Source organism: Stenotrophomonas sp. 89682_Sma (genome assembly GCF_056481405.1).
The window spans coordinates 1577230-1591570 of the sequence record NZ_CM151147.1 but is presented as its reverse complement, the minus strand read 5'-3'; the positions used below and the strand labels follow the sequence as shown (position 1 = coordinate 1591570).

Genomic DNA, 14341 nt, shown 5'->3' with positions numbered 1-14341 from the left:
AACCATGGATCGCAAGCTGCTCGACCTGCTGGTGTCGCCGGACACCCGCCAGCCCCTGTCCCTGCTGGATGGCAAGGGCCTGGAAGCCCTCAACAAGGCCATTTCCGCCGGTGCGGTGAACAAGGCCGATGGCAACCCGCTGGCGCAGCCGCTGCGCGAAGCGCTGGTCACCCGCGACCGTAAGCAGGTGTTCCGCGTCGACGACGGCATCCCGGTGCTGCTGGCCGAGGAAGCCATCCCGACCGCCCAGATCGCCGACTTCCCGGCCGCATGAGCGCGCTGCCGACGCCGGATGCGGCCGTTGTCGCCGCCGATGTCGCGCGTGCGCTGGCCGAGGACCTGGGCAGCGGCGACGTCACCGCTGCGCTGCTGCCCGACCAGGCCGACAGCGCTTACCTGCTGTGCAAGCAGGACGGAGTGATCGCCGGTCGCCCCTGGTTCGACGCCACCCACCGCGCACTCGACCCGGAGGTGCGCATCGAATGGCGTGTCTCCGAAGGTGACGCGGTCACTGCCGGCACCGTGCTGGCCCTGCTGCACGGGCGCAGCCGCAGCCTGGTCAGTGCCGAGCGCACCTCGCTGAACTTCCTGCAGACGCTGTCCGGCACCGCCACCACCACTGCCCGCTACGTGGCCGCCGTGGCCGGTACCGGTACGCGCATCCTCGACACCCGCAAGACCCTGCCCGGCCTGCGCCTGGCGCAGAAGTACGCAGTGCGCTGTGGCGGCGGCGAGAACCACCGCTTCGGTCTGTACGACACGGTGATGCTGAAGGAAAACCACATCCGTGCCGCCGGTTCGCTGGCCGCGGCCGTGGCCGCCGCACGCCGGCAATGGCCGGGGCTGCCGCTGGTGGTCGAGGTCGAGGATCTGGCGCAGCTGCGACAGGCACTGGAAGCCGGTTGCGAACGTATCCTGCTGGATGACTTCAGCCCCGACCTGCGCCGCGAGGCGGTGCGCATCACGGCGGGCCGCATTCCGCTGGAAGTGTCGGGCAGCGTGGGCCTGGGCGGACTGCGTTCGATCGCCGAAGACGGCGTGGACTGCATCTCCATCGGTGGACTGACCAAGCATGTGCAGGCCATCGATCTTTCGTTGAAGCTGGGCCCGCCGCCGGGTTGAGGCCTACGGGACCTTGTAGAGCCGAGCCAACGCTCGGCTGCCTCTCGATCTGCAGCGAGCCCCGCACGCGCTGCGCGCGATGAGCCGATCTACCGCTTCGCTCGCCGGGCATGGCCCGGCGCTACCGGCTTGGCGGCCTTCACGGCTCGGCTACGCCAGCCTCTGCGACGCTGCGGCCATCCCCCACAGGAGCCGCGCATGCGCCGGATGCTCTTGCCTGCCTGCCTGCTGCTGGCCGCCCCGCTGTCCGCGGCTGCCGCCGAGGCCTGCGATGTTCCGCCCCGCTTCGGCCTGAGCCCGTTGGCGGTGGCCATCCGCAATACCGCCTGCAACGAGCACCGGTTGTGGTTCCGGCCCTTCATCGATCGTGATGGCCGCGCTGCCAGCCTCAGCGTCACCGAGGCCGAAAGCGATCACCTGGCTGACAATGGTCTGATCGCCTGGCAGCGCGTGGCCGGCTACTGGCGCAACAGCGGCACGCTCAATGCGATGGGCAGCATCGCGGGGGCCAGCAGCTGCCTGGCCCCGTTGGGCACGCGCTACACCGACAGTGACTGCCGGGCGTTCCTGATCGACAACCCGTGGTCGGCTGCCTTCATTTCCTGGGTGATGGTGCGCGCCGGTGTTCCGGGCTTCAACACCTCGCCACGCCATATCGACTACATCCGCGCGGCCTACCAGGGCGGCCCATCGGGCGTACCTTACCGGCTGGTCGACCCCGCCACCGCCAAGCCCGCGCCCGGCGACCTGCTGTGCTTCCTGCGTGACCGCAGTACCACGCTCAGCTACAGCGGGCTGGTACAGGCGCTTGGCAATGGCTCGGTGGGCCATTGGAAATCGCATTGCGAAGTGGTGGTGGCGGCCAACCTCGGCGGCGACCAGACGCTGTACCTGGTTGGCGGCAACGTAATGAACACGGTGGCGATGCGGTTGCTGCAGCTTGATCGTACCGGGCTGATCAAACTGCCACCGGCGCGCGAACGCAACAGCACTGGCATTGACCCCAGCTGCACCCCGGGGCGTGAGGAAGAATGCAGTTTCAACCGCCAGGACTGGGCCGCCCTGCTGCAGCTGACTGCAACCTCACCGCTGGTGATGCCCTCGCCCACTGCCACGCCGCTGCAACCCACGCCGGTGTCGCAACCGACCAGCGCGCCCGCACAGCCGGTGACGGACGAACCTCGACCGACACGCTGATGCCGGCGCTTGATCCAGCCCGCGTTCGCCGCCATCTTTGCGGGATCGAACTCTGACGGCTGACGCCATGCCCACCCTGCTGCTGTTGCTGATTGCCGGCGGAATCATCTACTTCTTCTGGAACGCTGCGCGTTCGGCCGCCGAGCGCGCCGTCGAGCTGGGTCGCAACGCCTGCCGCGCCGCCGATGTGCAATGGCTGGACCAGGCGGTGCACGCCACCGGCCTGCGCCTGTCGCGCGGCGAAGATGGCCGGCTCGGCTTCGAGCGCACCTTCAAGTTCGAGTATTCCTACGATGGCATCGACCGCCATGTGGGCCGCATGGTGCTGCGCGGCGACCAGCTGATCTCGTTCACCGGCCCGGGGGCGGCGCGGATCAGCCAGATCCGGCCGGATGTGGAGGATGCCGAGGATGTCTAGGGGCTTTGGGTGCCGACCAACGGTCGGCACCCACCGGTGAATCCTGCAAAGAAAAACGCCGCCCATCGGGGCGGCGTCGGAAACATCATTTGACCACGCGCAGGTTCGGGCGCCCCTTGGGCGGCGGACTGGCCGGCGGCGTATCGTCCGGCGGCGTACCTTCATCGTGCAGCAGTTCATCGCTGGTCGGAGCGGTATCGTTGCCCGGAATATCGTCCGGCAGCGCCATGCCCTGCCCGGTCTCGCGGGCGTAGACGGCCAGCACGGCGCTGATCGGTACCTGCACCGGATAGCTGGTGCCGGAGAAGCGCGCCGAGAAGCTCACCATCTCGTTGTCGATCATCAGCCGTACGACGGCACGTTCGGCGATGTTGAGCACGACCCGGCCATCCTTGACCGCCGAAGGCGGGACCTGCACGCCGGGAACGCCGGCGTCGACCAGGATGTGCGGGGTCAGCTGGTTGTCGTTGATCCATTCCACCAGCGCCCGCAGCAGGTACGGGCGGTGGCTGGTCATGTGGAAGAAGTCTTCGGTCATGCGTGAAGTGTACGCGCCCGGCGCCCCGCCGGGGCGGATCGCCTGCACGCCGGTCGGCGTGCAGACGGGTAACGCATGGCCGGATCAGACCGGCAGATCGCGCAGCTTCTTTTCCTGGTCGGTCAGGCTGCGGACGAAGCCGGGGTGGCGGAAGATGCGGTTGCCGTAGTCTTCGATCGCCTTGCCGTCCTTCGGCAGCGGCACATCCAGCGACTGCAGGCGCCAGATGATCGGCGCCATCGCACAGTCGGCCAGGCTCATTTCCGGATTGAGGAAGAACTTGCTGGCCTTGAACAGCGGCAGCGAGGCGGTCAGCAGTTCCTTCAGGCGCTTGCGCCCTGCCTCGGCCTGGGTCTTGTTGCCCAGCTGGATGGCCTGCACCTGCGGCACCCAGTCGTGCTCGATGCGCAGCATCGCCAAGCGGATGCGTGCGCGTGAGAGCGGGTCGACCGGCATCAGTGGCGGATGCGGATAACGCTCATCAAGGTACTCGCTGACCACCGATGCGGCGTACAGCACCAGCTCGCGCTCGACCAGGGTCGGCACCGAATGGTACGGATTGAGGTCGATCAGGTCTTCAGGCGGGTTCTGCGGATCGACCGGAACGAAGTCGAACGTGACCCCCTTGGCCGCCAGCACCAGGCGCACTCGGTGGCACAGCACATCGTCGTTCGAGGAAAACAGCGTCAGTGTATTGCGCATGCGTACGCTCGCCGCCATCAAAGGCTCTCCCACGACAGGAGACCGCCTGCCGCATCGGCGCCGCCGGCACCGTGCCAGCGATCGACTCCTCCCCGAGTGTGCAACCGACCATCACAAAAGCCAATAGGCCCGTGCGATGGTCGGCGGCAGAATCAGTGAACGTCCTTCCAGTATTCCTTCTTCAGCAGGTACAGCAGGAAGGTCAACAGGGCCAGGAACAGGATCACCCACACGCCCAGCTGCTGGCGCTTGAGCGCGGCCGGTTCACCGGCATATTCGAGGAAGTTGGTGATGTCCCGCACGGCCTGGTCGTACTGCCCGGCGTCAACCGAACCCGGCGTTTCGATCTTCAGGCCGGTCACCGGCGGGTCCATCCCCGGTGCTTCAGGCTTGCCATGCACGGCATGCTGCAGGCCCTGCATCTCCCACAGCGGGTTGGGCATGGACGCGTTGGCGAACAGCGCGTTGTTCCAGCCCAGCGGCCGGCTGCTGTCCAGGTAGAACGACTTGAGGTAGGTGTAGACCCAGTCGCTGCCGCGTACGCGCGAAATCAGGCTGAGGTCCGGCGGCATCTTGCCGAACCACTTCTCGGCGTTCTCCTTGGGCATCGCCACCGGGATCGGGTCGCCGATCGCCGAGCCGGTGAAGTTGAGGTTGTTCATCACCTCCTCTTCGGTCAGGCCCAGGTCCTGCGCCATCCGCGAATAGCGCAGGTACTTCAGCGCGTGGCAGCCGGAGCAATAGTTCATGTAGAGCTGCGCGCCGCGCTGCAGCGAGGCCCGGTCACCCAGGTCGTTGCCGGCCTGCAGCAGCTTGGTGCCACCTTCGGCGGCGGAGGCCAGGAAACTGCCCAGCATCAGGGCGGCCGTCAGGGCCAGCCGGACCATCCAGCGATCAGTCATGGGTGGTCACCCTCTCCGGTACTGGCTTGGTCTTGTCCAACCGTGTCCATAGCGGCATGGTGATGAAGAACGCGAAGTACAGGAAGGTCAGCACCCGCCCGATGTAGGTCTCGTGCACGTCAGTGCCCGGACCGGAGCCGATCACGCCCAGCCACACGAAGCACACCGCCAGCACGCCCAGCATCACCTTCGAGATCCAGCCGCGGTAGCGCACCGACTTCACCCGCGCCTTGTCCAGCCACGGCACCAGGAACAGGATCGCGATGGCCGAGAACATCACCAGCACGCCGCCCAGCTTGTTCGGCACCACCCGCAACATCGCGTAGTACGGCGTGTAGTACCAGACCGGCTTGATGTGTTCCGGGGTCACCAGGCGGTTGGCCTCGGTGAAGTTGTCGTGTTCCAGGAACAGGCCACCGAAACCGGGCGCGAAGAAGATGATGAAGGCGGCGATGATCAGCAGGAAGCCGGCGCCGACGCCATCCTTGAGCGTGTAGTAGGGGTGGAACGGAATGCCGTCGGCCGGCGCGTTCGGCGACCAGCGGTTGCCCTTCGGCCCCTTCTTGATCTCCACGCCATCGGGGTTGTTCGAACCCACTTCGTGCAGCGCGCCCAGGTGCAGTACCACCAGCAGCAGCAGCACCAGCGGCAATGCAATGACATGCAGCGCGAAGAAGCGGTTGAGCGTGGCGTCACTGGGCAGGTAATCGCCCATGATCCATTCGGTCAGGCCGTTGCCGATCACCGGTATCGCGCCGAACAGCGAGATGATCACCTTGGCGCCCCAGAACGACATCTGGCCCCACGGTAGCACGTAGCCCATGAAGGCTTCGGCCATCAGCACCAGGTAGATCAGCATGCCCAGGATCCACACCAGCTCGCGCGGCTTCTGGTAACTGCCGTACAGCAGGCCGCGGAACATGTGCAGGTAGACCACGATGAAGAACAGCGAGGCCCCGGTGGAGTGCATGTAGCGGATCAGCCAGCCCCACTCCACGTCCCGCATGATGTATTCGATGGAACCGAACGCCTCGGCGGCGTTGGTCTTGTAATGCATCGTCAGGAAGATGCCGGTGACGATCTGGTTGACCAGCACCAGCAGCGCCAGCGAACCGAAGTAGTACCAGATGTTGAAGTTCTTCGGCGCGTAGTACTCGCTGACGTGCTTGCGGTAGACCGGCATCAGGCCGGGCGCGCGGGCGTTGACCCAGTCGGCCACGCCGCTGGCGGTACGGCTGAGGATATTGGCCATCAGGCAGCCCCCTGCGGATCGACACCGATGATGATGGTGTTGTCGTCCTGGTAGTGGTGCGCGGGCACCTTCAGGTTGATCGGTGCCGGCACGTCCTTGAAGACGCGGCCGGACATGTCGAAGCGCGACTTGTGGCAGGGACAGAAGTAGCCGCCCTTCCACTGCGGGTCATACGGTTCGGGTCGGATCTCGGCGACCATTTCCGGCGAGCAGCCCAGGTGCGTGCACAGGCCGACCAGCACGGAGATGTCCGGCTTGATCGAGCGCAGCTCGGGATTCTGCTTGAGCACGTAGTCCGGCTGCTGGTCCTTCTCGCCGGACTCGGGGTCCTTGAGACGGCCATCCAGCCCGTGCAACGCGTCGAGGATGGCCTTGGACCGTTTGACGATCCAGATCGGCTGGCCACGCCATTCCACGATCAGGCGTTGGCCTTCCTGCAGGGCGCTGATATCGGCCACCACCGGTGCGCCGGCAAGCTTGGCGCGGGCACTGGGGTTCCAGGACTTGATGAAAGGAACTGCGGTGAATCCGACGCCGACGGCGCCCACCACGGCTGTGGTGGCAGAAAGAAAACGCCGACGTCCGGTGTTGACTGGATCGTGTACCCCATCGTTGGCCATCCGGCACTCCGATATTGATTAGGTAGCTTTAAGGCTGCCAGCGGATCCGGTGGGGGCCAGAGCCGCATTGAATCTTGGGCGAGTGTAGCGGAACCGTCGCGCGCCACACAACGCACTGCAACAACATTGAATTACGGGGTTGCCGGCCAGCGACCGGCACTACCAAATGCGTGCCGGCCAACGGTCGGCACCTACTGCTTGGTCAAAGCGGTGCGGTAACGTTCGGCCAGCTGCCCGACCCGGCGCACGTAGTACTGCGTCTCGCTGTAGGGCGGCACGCCGCCGTGGCGGTCGACCGCGCCCTCGCCTGCGTTGTAGCCGGCCGCGGCCAGGGTCAGGTCGCCATTGAAGCGCTTCAGCAACCACGCAAGATACTGCACGCCGCCGCGGATGTTCTGCCCGGCGTCGTAGGAATCACTGACCCCGAAGCGCGCGGCGGTCGGCGGCATCAGCTGCATCAGGCCCTGTGCCCCGGCACGGCTGAGCGCGGTCGGATTGTAGGCCGACTCGGCATGGATGATGGCGCGCACCACCGCCTCTTCCACGCCGAACTCGCGCGCAGCCGAAGTGATCTCGGTCTGGAAGGCCGAGGTGTTCAGCCGCACCGTGCCGAAGTCCACGCGCGGGGTGACCCCGCAGGCGTAGCAGCGCTCGATGAAGCTGTAGCGGATGGTCCGCACCGGGCCAAGATTGGCCACCTGGGTGGGGCGCGCACTGGTGTAGTGCCGCACGCCGTCCTTCATGAAGGAATAGACCTGGCCACTGACCATGCGCCCGGCGCGCGAGGCCGTCGTTGCCGCGACCGGGGCTGGCGCAGCCGGCGCCGGTGCGACCTGGGCCGGCGCAGCGGCGCCGGCCGCCACAGCGACCGGATTGCGTTCGATGCTGGCGACAGTGGTCGGCGCAGGCTTCGGTGCAGCCACCACCGGGCGCGGTGCAGGGCGGGCGTCACGGCTATAGCTGATGGTGCTGCAGCGCGCACCGGCCACCCGCTTGCTCACATAACTGGTGACGCCGTCGGCGCCCTGGCACTTGTACAGGGTTCCAGCGCTGGCCGGCGCAGCGGTCAGCGCAGCGATGATGATCGCCGTTGTCCCCAGTATCCCCTTCATGGCGGCGAGTGTCCCAGCTTCGCCGGGGCTTGCCAAGCGATGTGGCTCAGCCTGTGACCGGCGGCACAGCCAGCAGCTGGCCGAGGCCCGCCAGGCGCTGCGCCAGTTCCTCGCGCAGGCCCGGCGGGGTGGTCCAAAGCGCCACAGGTATGCGGTCCAGGCTGAGAATCTGCGCCAGCATCATGCCGCGGCTCTCGGCCCCCATGCGCAGCAGGCAGTGGTCGGGGCCATCCGCTTCCAGTACTCCACACCACGGCGGAACGCGGCCTTCCAGCTCGGAATGGCTGCCGGCCAGGCGGAGGATGGCCTGCAGCGCGAACGGCGCCTGGCTGACCGCCTGCCGCACCATCACGTCCGGAGGCGCTGGCGTGCGCCGATGCAGGCCCGGCTCGGTGCATTCGCGTACCGCGCCCATCCGGTCCACGCGCAGGGTGCGCCAGTCCTGGCGTCCCAGGTCCCAGGCCAGCAGGTACCAGCGCCGGCCATAGTTGACCAGATGCTGGGCCTCGACCTCGCGCTGGGTGACCGCGTCCTGCGCGCTGCGGTACTCGAAGGCCAGCCGTGACGCCTGCCGGCAATGCTGCGCCAACCGGCCAAGCAGGCGCGCGTCGGTGGCGGGCAGATCCGACAGGGTGGCGGTGGCGGCATGCACTTCGCCGGCCTGCTGGCGACGGCGGGTGGGTACCAGCGGGTCGAGCTTGGACAGCAGGCCACGCGCGGTGTCATCGATGCCGGCAACGGTGGCCGAGGCCGCGCGCAGCGCGATGGCCAGGGTGGTCGCCTCTTCTTCGTCCAGCAGCATCGGCAGTACCGGTGCACCGGCCCCCAGTTGGTAGCCGCCCCCCACCCCGGCCGAGGCCTGCACCGGGTAGCCCAGTTCGCGCAGGCGCTCGATATCGCGGCGGATGCTGCGCCGCTCCACACCCATGCGCTCGGCCAGCTCGGCCCCCGACCACTGGCGGCGGGCCTGCAACAGGGCGATCAGGCGCAGCAGTCGGTGGGCGGTGTGCCGCATGAAGGATCGAGGACAGAAGTCGTCCGCAATAGTGCCCCAGGATGGCCTCCAGTTCACCACCCACCGCAAGGAGCAATGCCATGACCTCACGCCAGATCACCCTGTACCACGCCGCCCGTTCACGCTCGAGCGGCGCCGTGGCCCTGCTTGAAGCGCTGGGTGCCGACTACCGCATGCAGGTGCTGGACCTGAAGGCCGGCGCCAACCTGGCCCCGGCCTACCTGGCCATCAACCCGATGGGCAAGGTGCCGGCCATCGTCCACAACGGCGCACTGGTGACCGAGCAGGTGGCGATCTACCTGTACCTGGCCGACCTGTACCCGGAAGCCGGGCTGGCCCCGCCGATCGGCGACGCCCTGCGCGGCCCCTACCTGCGCTGGATGGCCTTCTATGGCGCCTGTTTCGAGCCGGCCATGATCGACAAGGCGATGCATCGCGAACCGCCGCCGCGCCTGATGTCGCCCTACAACGACGCCGAGACCGTGCTGCAGGTGGTCGAGGCCCAGCTGGCGCAGGGCCCGTACCTGCTCGGCGAGACCATGAGCGCCGCCGACGTGCTGTGGGGCAATGCGCTGGCCTGGACCACCGCCTTCGGCCTGGTGCAGCCGGCGCCGGCAACGGCCGACTACATCGCCCGGATGAGCGCGATGACCGCCTTCGATCGTTCGCGGCGGATCGATGCGGAGCTGGTGGCCGCGTAAGGGCGCCCGCCGGGCACGGCCCGGCGCCACCGGGACCGGCGGGATGCAGGTAGCGCGGGGCCGTGCCCCGCGAGCGCACAGCGCGGCGCCCGCGCCGGGATGCGGGTAGAATTGCCCGCTTTCCCGCCACCCGAATGGATTAAGCGCCATGACCGGGACGCCAGACGTCTTTCCGCCCGCCACGCCGGGCGGTACCCCGCTCGTTGCCCTGCCCGCCGGTCCGCGCAAGCCCGACCAGGTGAAAGGCAAGCTGTACATCAAGACCCACGGTTGCCAGATGAACGAGTACGACTCGGCCAAGATGGCCGACGTGCTTGCCGCCAGCGATGGCCTGGAACTGACCGACAGCCCGGACGACGCCGACGTCATCCTGGTCAACACCTGCTCCATCCGCGAAAAAGCGCAGGAGAAGGTGTTCAGCCAGCTGGGCGTGTGGAAGGGCCTGAAGAACAAGGGCCGCGAGGTCATCATCGGCGTGGGCGGCTGCGTCGCCTCGCAGGAAGGCGAAGCGATCATCAAGCGCGCGCCGTTCGTCGACCTGGTGTTCGGCCCGCAGACCCTGCATCGCCTGCCGGAACTGATCCGCGCCCGTCGCGAGCAGAAGCGCCCGCAGGTGGACATCAGCTTCCCCGAGATCGAGAAGTTCGACCGCCTGCCGGAACCGCGCGCCGATGGCGCCTCGGCGTTCGTGTCGATCATGGAAGGCTGCTCGAAGTACTGCTCGTTCTGCGTGGTGCCCTACACCCGCGGCACCGAAGTCAGCCGCCCGTTCGAGGACGTGGTGGTGGAGGTGGCGCAGCTGGCCGCGCAGGGCGTGCGCGAGATCAACCTGCTTGGCCAGAACGTCAATGCCTATCGCGGCCCCTATGGTGATGGCGAATTCGCCGATCTCGGCCTGCTGATCCGTACCATCGCCGAGATCGACGGCGTCGGCCGCATCCGCTTCACCACCTCGCACCCGCTGGAGTTCAGCGATTCGCTGATCGATGCGTTCCGCGACGTGCCGCAGCTGGCCAACTTCCTGCACCTGCCGGTACAGGCCGGCAGCGACCGCGTGCTGTCGGCGATGAAGCGTGGCTACACCGCGCTGGAATTCAAGTCGAAGATCCGCAAGCTGCGCGCGGTGCGTCCGGACATCTCGATCAGCTCGGACTTCATCGTCGGCTTCCCCGGCGAGACCGATGCCGATTTCGAGAAGACCATGAAGCTGATCGAGGACATCGGCTTCGACCACAGCTTCTCCTTCATCTATTCGCGCCGCCCGGGCACCCCGGCGGCCGACCTGGAGGACACGATCAGCGATGCCGAGAAGCACGCGCGCCTGTCGCGCCTGCAGGAGCGCATCAATGCACACGCCGCCGGCATCTCCGAGAAGATGGTCGGCACCGTGCAGACCGTGCTGGTGGAAGGCCCCTCGCGCAAGAACCCGAACGAGCTGACCGGCAAGACCGAGAACATGCGTTCGGTGAACTTCCCGGCGCCGGCGCGGCTGATCGGCCAGTTCGTTGATGTGGTGATCACCGAGGCGCTGACCAATTCGCTGCGCGCGCGGGTGGTGGCGGAGTAAGGATTGGGCGTGCCGACCAACGGTCGGCACCCACCGGAAATGATGCCGGCCAGCGGCCGGCACTACCGGATGGCATGCTTTTAATCCAGGCGCTTGCGGAAACGCAGGATCGCCAGCGTCATCATCACCACGATGAAGGCCAGCAGTGCCAGTGCGTCGTGCCACAACTCCCACAGCGAGGCGCCGCGCAGCATGATGCCGCGCACCAGCCGCAGGAAGTGGGTCAGCGGCAGCACTTCGGCCAGCCACTGCACCGGCCGCGGCATGCCGGCGAACGGGAACATGAAGCCGGACAGCAGGATGGACGGCAGGAACAGGAACAACGTCATCTGCATCGCCTGGAACTGCGAGCGCGCGCGCGTGGAGATCAGCAGGCCCAGCGCGAGGTTGGCCAGCACCAGCAGCACCGCGGCCAGGTAGATGTCCAGCAGGCTGCCGCGGATCGGCACCTGGAACAGCCAGGTGCCCAGCACCAGCACCAGCGTGGTCTGCAGCAGGCCGATCGCTGCGTAGGGCAGCACCTTGCCGACCATCAGTTCGCTGCGCGATACCGGCGTGGCGATCAGCAGCTCCATGTTGCCGCGCTCGCGTTCGCGCACCACCGCCACCGCCGTGAACATCACCAGGGTCATGGTCAGTATCACGCCGATCAGCCCCGGCACGATGTTCACCGCCGAGCGCCGCTGCGGGTTGTAGAAGCTGGTCACGCTGACCTGTCCACTGGCGATGCTGCCTTCGCGCAACGACCGCGTGTTGCTGGTCGGGCGCGTATCCAGCGGCACCTGCGCCAGCTGGATCGCCGCGCTCTGCACCACGGTGTCGCTGCCATCGACCAGCACCTGTACCGCTTCGCGTCCATCGAAACGGCGACGCTCGAAATCGGCCGGCACCACGATGCCGACACTGATCTCACCACGACGCAGTGCCTGCATCAGCTGGTCAGGCGTATAGGCTTCGCTGCGCGGGGTGATCACACCGGTGGCGACCATGTCCTGCACCAGCGCGCGCGAAGCGGCGCTGTTGGCCTGATCGGCGACACCCGCATCGAGATGACGCAGGTTGAGGTTGATCGCATAGCCGAACAGCAACAGCTGCATCACCGGAATGCCGACGATCATCGCCAGCGTGATGCGGTCGCGGCGCAGCTGGCGCAGCTCCTTGAGCATGATCGCCCACAGCCGGCGCAGGTTCATGCCGCCGGCTCCCGGCCACGGCCGCGGGTGGCGGCGACGAACACGTCTTCCAGGTTCGGGGCCACCGCGTCGATGCGGGCCTGCGGATCGGCACTGGCCAATGCGCGCTGCAACGTGGCCATGTCGGCCGCGTCTTCGCTGCACAGTACGCGCAGCTGCGTGCCAATCTGCGCCACGCTCAGCACGCCAGGCAGTTCCGCCAGCGCGCGGCTGACCTGGCGCGGCTGCGAGGATGTCACCTGCAACGTGCGCCCTTGCAACCGTGCGCACAGTTCAGCCGGCGTGCCATCGGCGACCAGCGCGCCACGATCAAGAATAGCCAGCCGATGGCAGCGCTCGGCTTCGTCCATGTAGTGGGTCGAAACCAGCACCGTGGTGCCGGCATCGGCCAGTTCGAACAGGGCCTCCCAGAAATCGCGGCGCGATTCCGGATCGACCGCGCTGGTCGGCTCGTCCAGGAACAGCAGCTCCGGGGCTTGCACGACGGCACCGGCCAACGCCAGGCGTTGCTTCTGGCCACCGCTGAGCGTGCCGGCCAGCTGCGGCTGCCGGTCCTGCAACCGGTACTGCTGCAGCAGCTCATCGACCCGCTGCCGTGCCTGGCCGCGCGGCAGGTCCTGAATGGCGGCGAGGAACTCCAGGTTCTCGCGCACAGACAGGTCTTCGTACAGCGAAAAGCGCTGGGTCATGTAACCGATGCGACGACGCAGCGCCTCGGCCTGTTCCGGCACCGCCAGGCCGAGCACCTCGATCTGCCCCGCGCTCGGTTCCAGCAGGCCGCACAGCATGCGGATCGTGGTCGACTTGCCCGACCCGTTCGGGCCCAGGAAGCCATACACCTGTCCGCGCGGTACGGTCAGGTCGACGTTGTCCACGGCCAGCAGATCGCCAAAGCGGCGGGTCAGGCCCTGCGCATGCACCGCAATGTCGCCGCCGGTGTTCAGAAGCTCACCTGCACCGGCATTCCCGCCGGCAGCTTCCGCATGTCGGCAGCGTCGTCCACTTCGATCTCGGCCAGGTAGCTCAGCCGCGCGACGTCGTCGCCGGTCAACGCGTAGTACGGCGTAAATGAAGGCTCGCTGCGGATCGAGCGCACATGCCCCTTCAACGCAGCGCCCTGCCCTTCCAGATGCACCTGCGCGGCCTGCCCGACCTTGACCTGTAACCGCAAGGGCTGCGGCAGGTAGACGCGCGCATAGGGGCGCTCGCCGACCAGCATCACCGCCAGCGGTGCGCCAATCGGCGCCTGGTCGCCCTGCCGGTAGGGCAAGGCATCGACGACGCCATCGCGGGGCGCGCGCAGCTGCAGCTTCTGCAGGTTGACGCCCTGCACCACCTGCTGCGCCTGCGCGGCGTCCGCCGCGGCCTGGCCCTGGGCGATGTCCTGCGCCCGGCTGCCATGCACCAGCTCCAGCCAGGCCTGCTCGGCGGCACGCACGCTGGCCTCGGCATTGCCGGCCGCAGCCCGTGCGCGGTCCAGCTCGGCGGCAGCGATCAGGCGCTGGCGTGCCAGCGGTTGCACCCGGCGGTAGTAGGCACTGGCTTCGGCAGACTGCGCCCGTAACGCGGCCAGCTGTGCCTGGGCCTGGGCGATCTGTTCCTGGCGCGGTCCGATCTTCAGCTCTTCCAGCTGCGCCTGCGCGCGCACCGTGTCGGCCTGGGCGGCGGCAAACTGCGCGTCGCCGCGCGCCGGGTCGAGCTGCATCAGCACCGCACCGGCCTTGACCTGTTGGCCCTCGCGCACCTCCACCGTAGCGATCACCTCGGCCGCCGGCGCCGGCACCGTGATCCGGTCCCACTCCAGTGTCCCCAGTGCAACCGGAGGCGTCTGGCCACAGCCTGCCAGCAAGGCAAGGCCTGCCAGTCCGATCCCGCGCGTCCAGCTTCCGGTGTCCATGCCATCCCCTTCTGCGACGGCGCCACGGTGCCACGCGCTCCGTGCACCCACAATGATTGCAATCAGCCATGGTGTTTTTTTCACCGCCGGCTGCCGGGCCTTTTA

16 protein-coding genes are annotated in these 14341 nt (G+C 67.5%); 6 read left to right on the top strand and 10 right to left on the bottom strand.

Annotated features, from left to right (window positions below; translation table 11 throughout):
* The first annotated feature begins 4 nt into the window (after positions 1-4).
* From ACZK29_RS07335 to ACZK29_RS07320, 4 genes are all read left to right on the top strand, one after another.
* Positions 5-274 carry a Trm112 family protein gene (locus ACZK29_RS07335; RefSeq protein WP_005408847.1) on the top strand — a complete coding sequence of 90 codons (270 nt, stop codon included), beginning with the start codon at positions 5-7 and terminating at the stop codon, positions 272-274.
* A complete protein-coding gene (nadC, locus tag ACZK29_RS07330; protein WP_111203387.1) occupies positions 271-1122 on the top strand; it encodes a carboxylating nicotinate-nucleotide diphosphorylase in 852 nt (283 codons plus the stop codon). The genes ACZK29_RS07335 and nadC overlap by 4 nt, the downstream gene beginning before the upstream one ends.
* Before the next feature lie 198 nt (positions 1123-1320).
* Positions 1321-2319: a DUF2272 domain-containing protein gene (locus ACZK29_RS07325; RefSeq protein ID WP_111203386.1), complete on the top strand. Its 999-nt coding sequence runs from the start codon at positions 1321-1323 to the stop codon at positions 2317-2319.
* Between the two features lie 67 nt (positions 2320-2386).
* A complete protein-coding gene (locus tag ACZK29_RS07320) occupies positions 2387-2737 on the top strand; it encodes a DUF3301 domain-containing protein (protein WP_005415950.1) in 351 nt (116 codons plus the stop codon).
* Positions 2738-2822: 85 nt separating this feature from the next.
* Here the strand turns inward: ACZK29_RS07320 and ACZK29_RS07315 are convergent, their stop codons facing one another.
* The 7 genes from ACZK29_RS07315 to ACZK29_RS07285 all read right to left on the bottom strand — a co-directional run bounded on the left by ACZK29_RS07315 (position 2823) and on the right by ACZK29_RS07285 (position 8878).
* Entirely contained in the window at positions 2823-3275 is a 453-nt protein-coding gene (locus ACZK29_RS07315) for a ClpXP protease specificity-enhancing factor (protein ID WP_049432553.1), read from the bottom strand.
* Positions 3276-3359: 84 nt separating this feature from the next.
* Positions 3360-3995 (bottom strand): glutathione S-transferase N-terminal domain-containing protein, encoded by a 636-nt coding sequence (locus ACZK29_RS07310; protein ID WP_005408842.1) that lies wholly within the window; start codon positions 3993-3995, stop codon positions 3360-3362.
* Between the two features lie 134 nt (positions 3996-4129).
* On the bottom strand, positions 4130-4879 hold the full coding sequence (locus ACZK29_RS07305) for a cytochrome c1 (RefSeq protein ID WP_010486117.1): 750 nt from the start codon (positions 4877-4879) through the stop codon (positions 4130-4132).
* Entirely contained in the window at positions 4872-6131 is a 1260-nt protein-coding gene (locus tag ACZK29_RS07300; protein ID WP_006429450.1) for a cytochrome b, read from the bottom strand. Before ACZK29_RS07300 ends, ACZK29_RS07305 begins: the two co-directional genes overlap by 8 nt.
* Positions 6131-6751, bottom strand: a complete 621-nt coding sequence (petA, locus tag ACZK29_RS07295) for a ubiquinol-cytochrome c reductase iron-sulfur subunit (RefSeq protein WP_004151998.1) — start codon at positions 6749-6751, stop codon at positions 6131-6133. The genes ACZK29_RS07300 and petA overlap by 1 nt, the downstream gene beginning before the upstream one ends.
* A gap of 191 nt (positions 6752-6942) precedes the next feature.
* On the bottom strand, positions 6943-7863 hold the full coding sequence (locus tag ACZK29_RS07290) for a lytic transglycosylase domain-containing protein (protein WP_478446852.1): 921 nt from the start codon (positions 7861-7863) through the stop codon (positions 6943-6945).
* A gap of 46 nt (positions 7864-7909) precedes the next feature.
* Positions 7910-8878, bottom strand: a complete 969-nt coding sequence (locus ACZK29_RS07285) for a helix-turn-helix transcriptional regulator (RefSeq protein WP_478446851.1) — start codon at positions 8876-8878, stop codon at positions 7910-7912.
* 80 nt (positions 8879-8958) lie between these two features.
* Here ACZK29_RS07285 and ACZK29_RS07280 point away from each other — a divergent pair, with 80 nt between their 5' ends.
* Both ACZK29_RS07280 and miaB read left to right on the top strand, forming a co-directional pair.
* Positions 8959-9579 carry a glutathione S-transferase family protein gene (locus tag ACZK29_RS07280; protein ID WP_207049570.1) on the top strand — a complete coding sequence of 207 codons (621 nt, stop codon included), beginning with the start codon at positions 8959-8961 and terminating at the stop codon, positions 9577-9579.
* A 148-nt stretch (positions 9580-9727) separates the two neighbouring features.
* On the top strand, positions 9728-11146 hold the full coding sequence (gene miaB / locus ACZK29_RS07275) for a tRNA (N6-isopentenyl adenosine(37)-C2)-methylthiotransferase MiaB (RefSeq protein ID WP_004151967.1): 1419 nt from the start codon (positions 9728-9730) through the stop codon (positions 11144-11146).
* Positions 11147-11226: 80 nt separating this feature from the next.
* Here miaB and ACZK29_RS07270 read toward each other — a convergent pair whose 3' ends face one another.
* From ACZK29_RS07270 to ACZK29_RS07260, 3 genes are read right to left on the bottom strand one after another with little or no spacing between them, the layout of a single operon-like run.
* Positions 11227-12339, bottom strand: a complete 1113-nt coding sequence (locus tag ACZK29_RS07270; RefSeq protein ID WP_478446850.1) for an ABC transporter permease — start codon at positions 12337-12339, stop codon at positions 11227-11229.
* Entirely contained in the window at positions 12336-13259 is a 924-nt protein-coding gene (locus ACZK29_RS07265; RefSeq protein ID WP_478446849.1) for an ABC transporter ATP-binding protein, read from the bottom strand. Before ACZK29_RS07265 ends, ACZK29_RS07270 begins: the two co-directional genes overlap by 4 nt.
* A 20-nt stretch (positions 13260-13279) precedes the next feature.
* Positions 13280-14236, bottom strand: coding sequence for an HlyD family secretion protein (locus ACZK29_RS07260; protein WP_459047516.1), 957 nt, complete (start codon positions 14234-14236; stop codon positions 13280-13282).
* Between the last annotated feature and the right edge of the window lie 105 nt (positions 14237-14341).

Coding starts and splice junctions, on each gene's coding strand:
- ACZK29_RS07335 (WP_005408847.1), top strand. CDS start 5: ATGGATCGCAAGCTGCTCGACCTGCTGGTGTCGCCGGACACCCGCCAG.
- nadC (WP_111203387.1), top strand. CDS start 271: ATGAGCGCGCTGCCGACGCCGGATGCGGCCGTTGTCGCCGCCGATGTC.
- ACZK29_RS07325 (WP_111203386.1), top strand. CDS start 1,321: ATGCGCCGGATGCTCTTGCCTGCCTGCCTGCTGCTGGCCGCCCCGCTG.
- ACZK29_RS07320 (WP_005415950.1), top strand. CDS start 2,387: ATGCCCACCCTGCTGCTGTTGCTGATTGCCGGCGGAATCATCTACTTC.
- ACZK29_RS07315 (WP_049432553.1), bottom strand. CDS start 3,275: ATGACCGAAGACTTCTTCCACATGACCAGCCACCGCCCGTACCTGCTG.
- ACZK29_RS07310 (WP_005408842.1), bottom strand. CDS start 3,995: ATGGCGGCGAGCGTACGCATGCGCAATACACTGACGCTGTTTTCCTCG.
- ACZK29_RS07305 (WP_010486117.1), bottom strand. CDS start 4,879: ATGACTGATCGCTGGATGGTCCGGCTGGCCCTGACGGCCGCCCTGATG.
- ACZK29_RS07300 (WP_006429450.1), bottom strand. CDS start 6,131: ATGGCCAATATCCTCAGCCGTACCGCCAGCGGCGTGGCCGACTGGGTC.
- petA (WP_004151998.1), bottom strand. CDS start 6,751: ATGGCCAACGATGGGGTACACGATCCAGTCAACACCGGACGTCGGCGT.
- ACZK29_RS07290 (WP_478446852.1), bottom strand. CDS start 7,863: ATGAAGGGGATACTGGGGACAACGGCGATCATCATCGCTGCGCTGACC.
- ACZK29_RS07285 (WP_478446851.1), bottom strand. CDS start 8,878: ATGCGGCACACCGCCCACCGACTGCTGCGCCTGATCGCCCTGTTGCAG.
- ACZK29_RS07280 (WP_207049570.1), top strand. CDS start 8,959: ATGACCTCACGCCAGATCACCCTGTACCACGCCGCCCGTTCACGCTCG.
- miaB (WP_004151967.1), top strand. CDS start 9,728: ATGACCGGGACGCCAGACGTCTTTCCGCCCGCCACGCCGGGCGGTACC.
- ACZK29_RS07270 (WP_478446850.1), bottom strand. CDS start 12,339: ATGAACCTGCGCCGGCTGTGGGCGATCATGCTCAAGGAGCTGCGCCAG.
- ACZK29_RS07260 (WP_459047516.1), bottom strand. CDS start 14,236: ATGGACACCGGAAGCTGGACGCGCGGGATCGGACTGGCAGGCCTTGCC.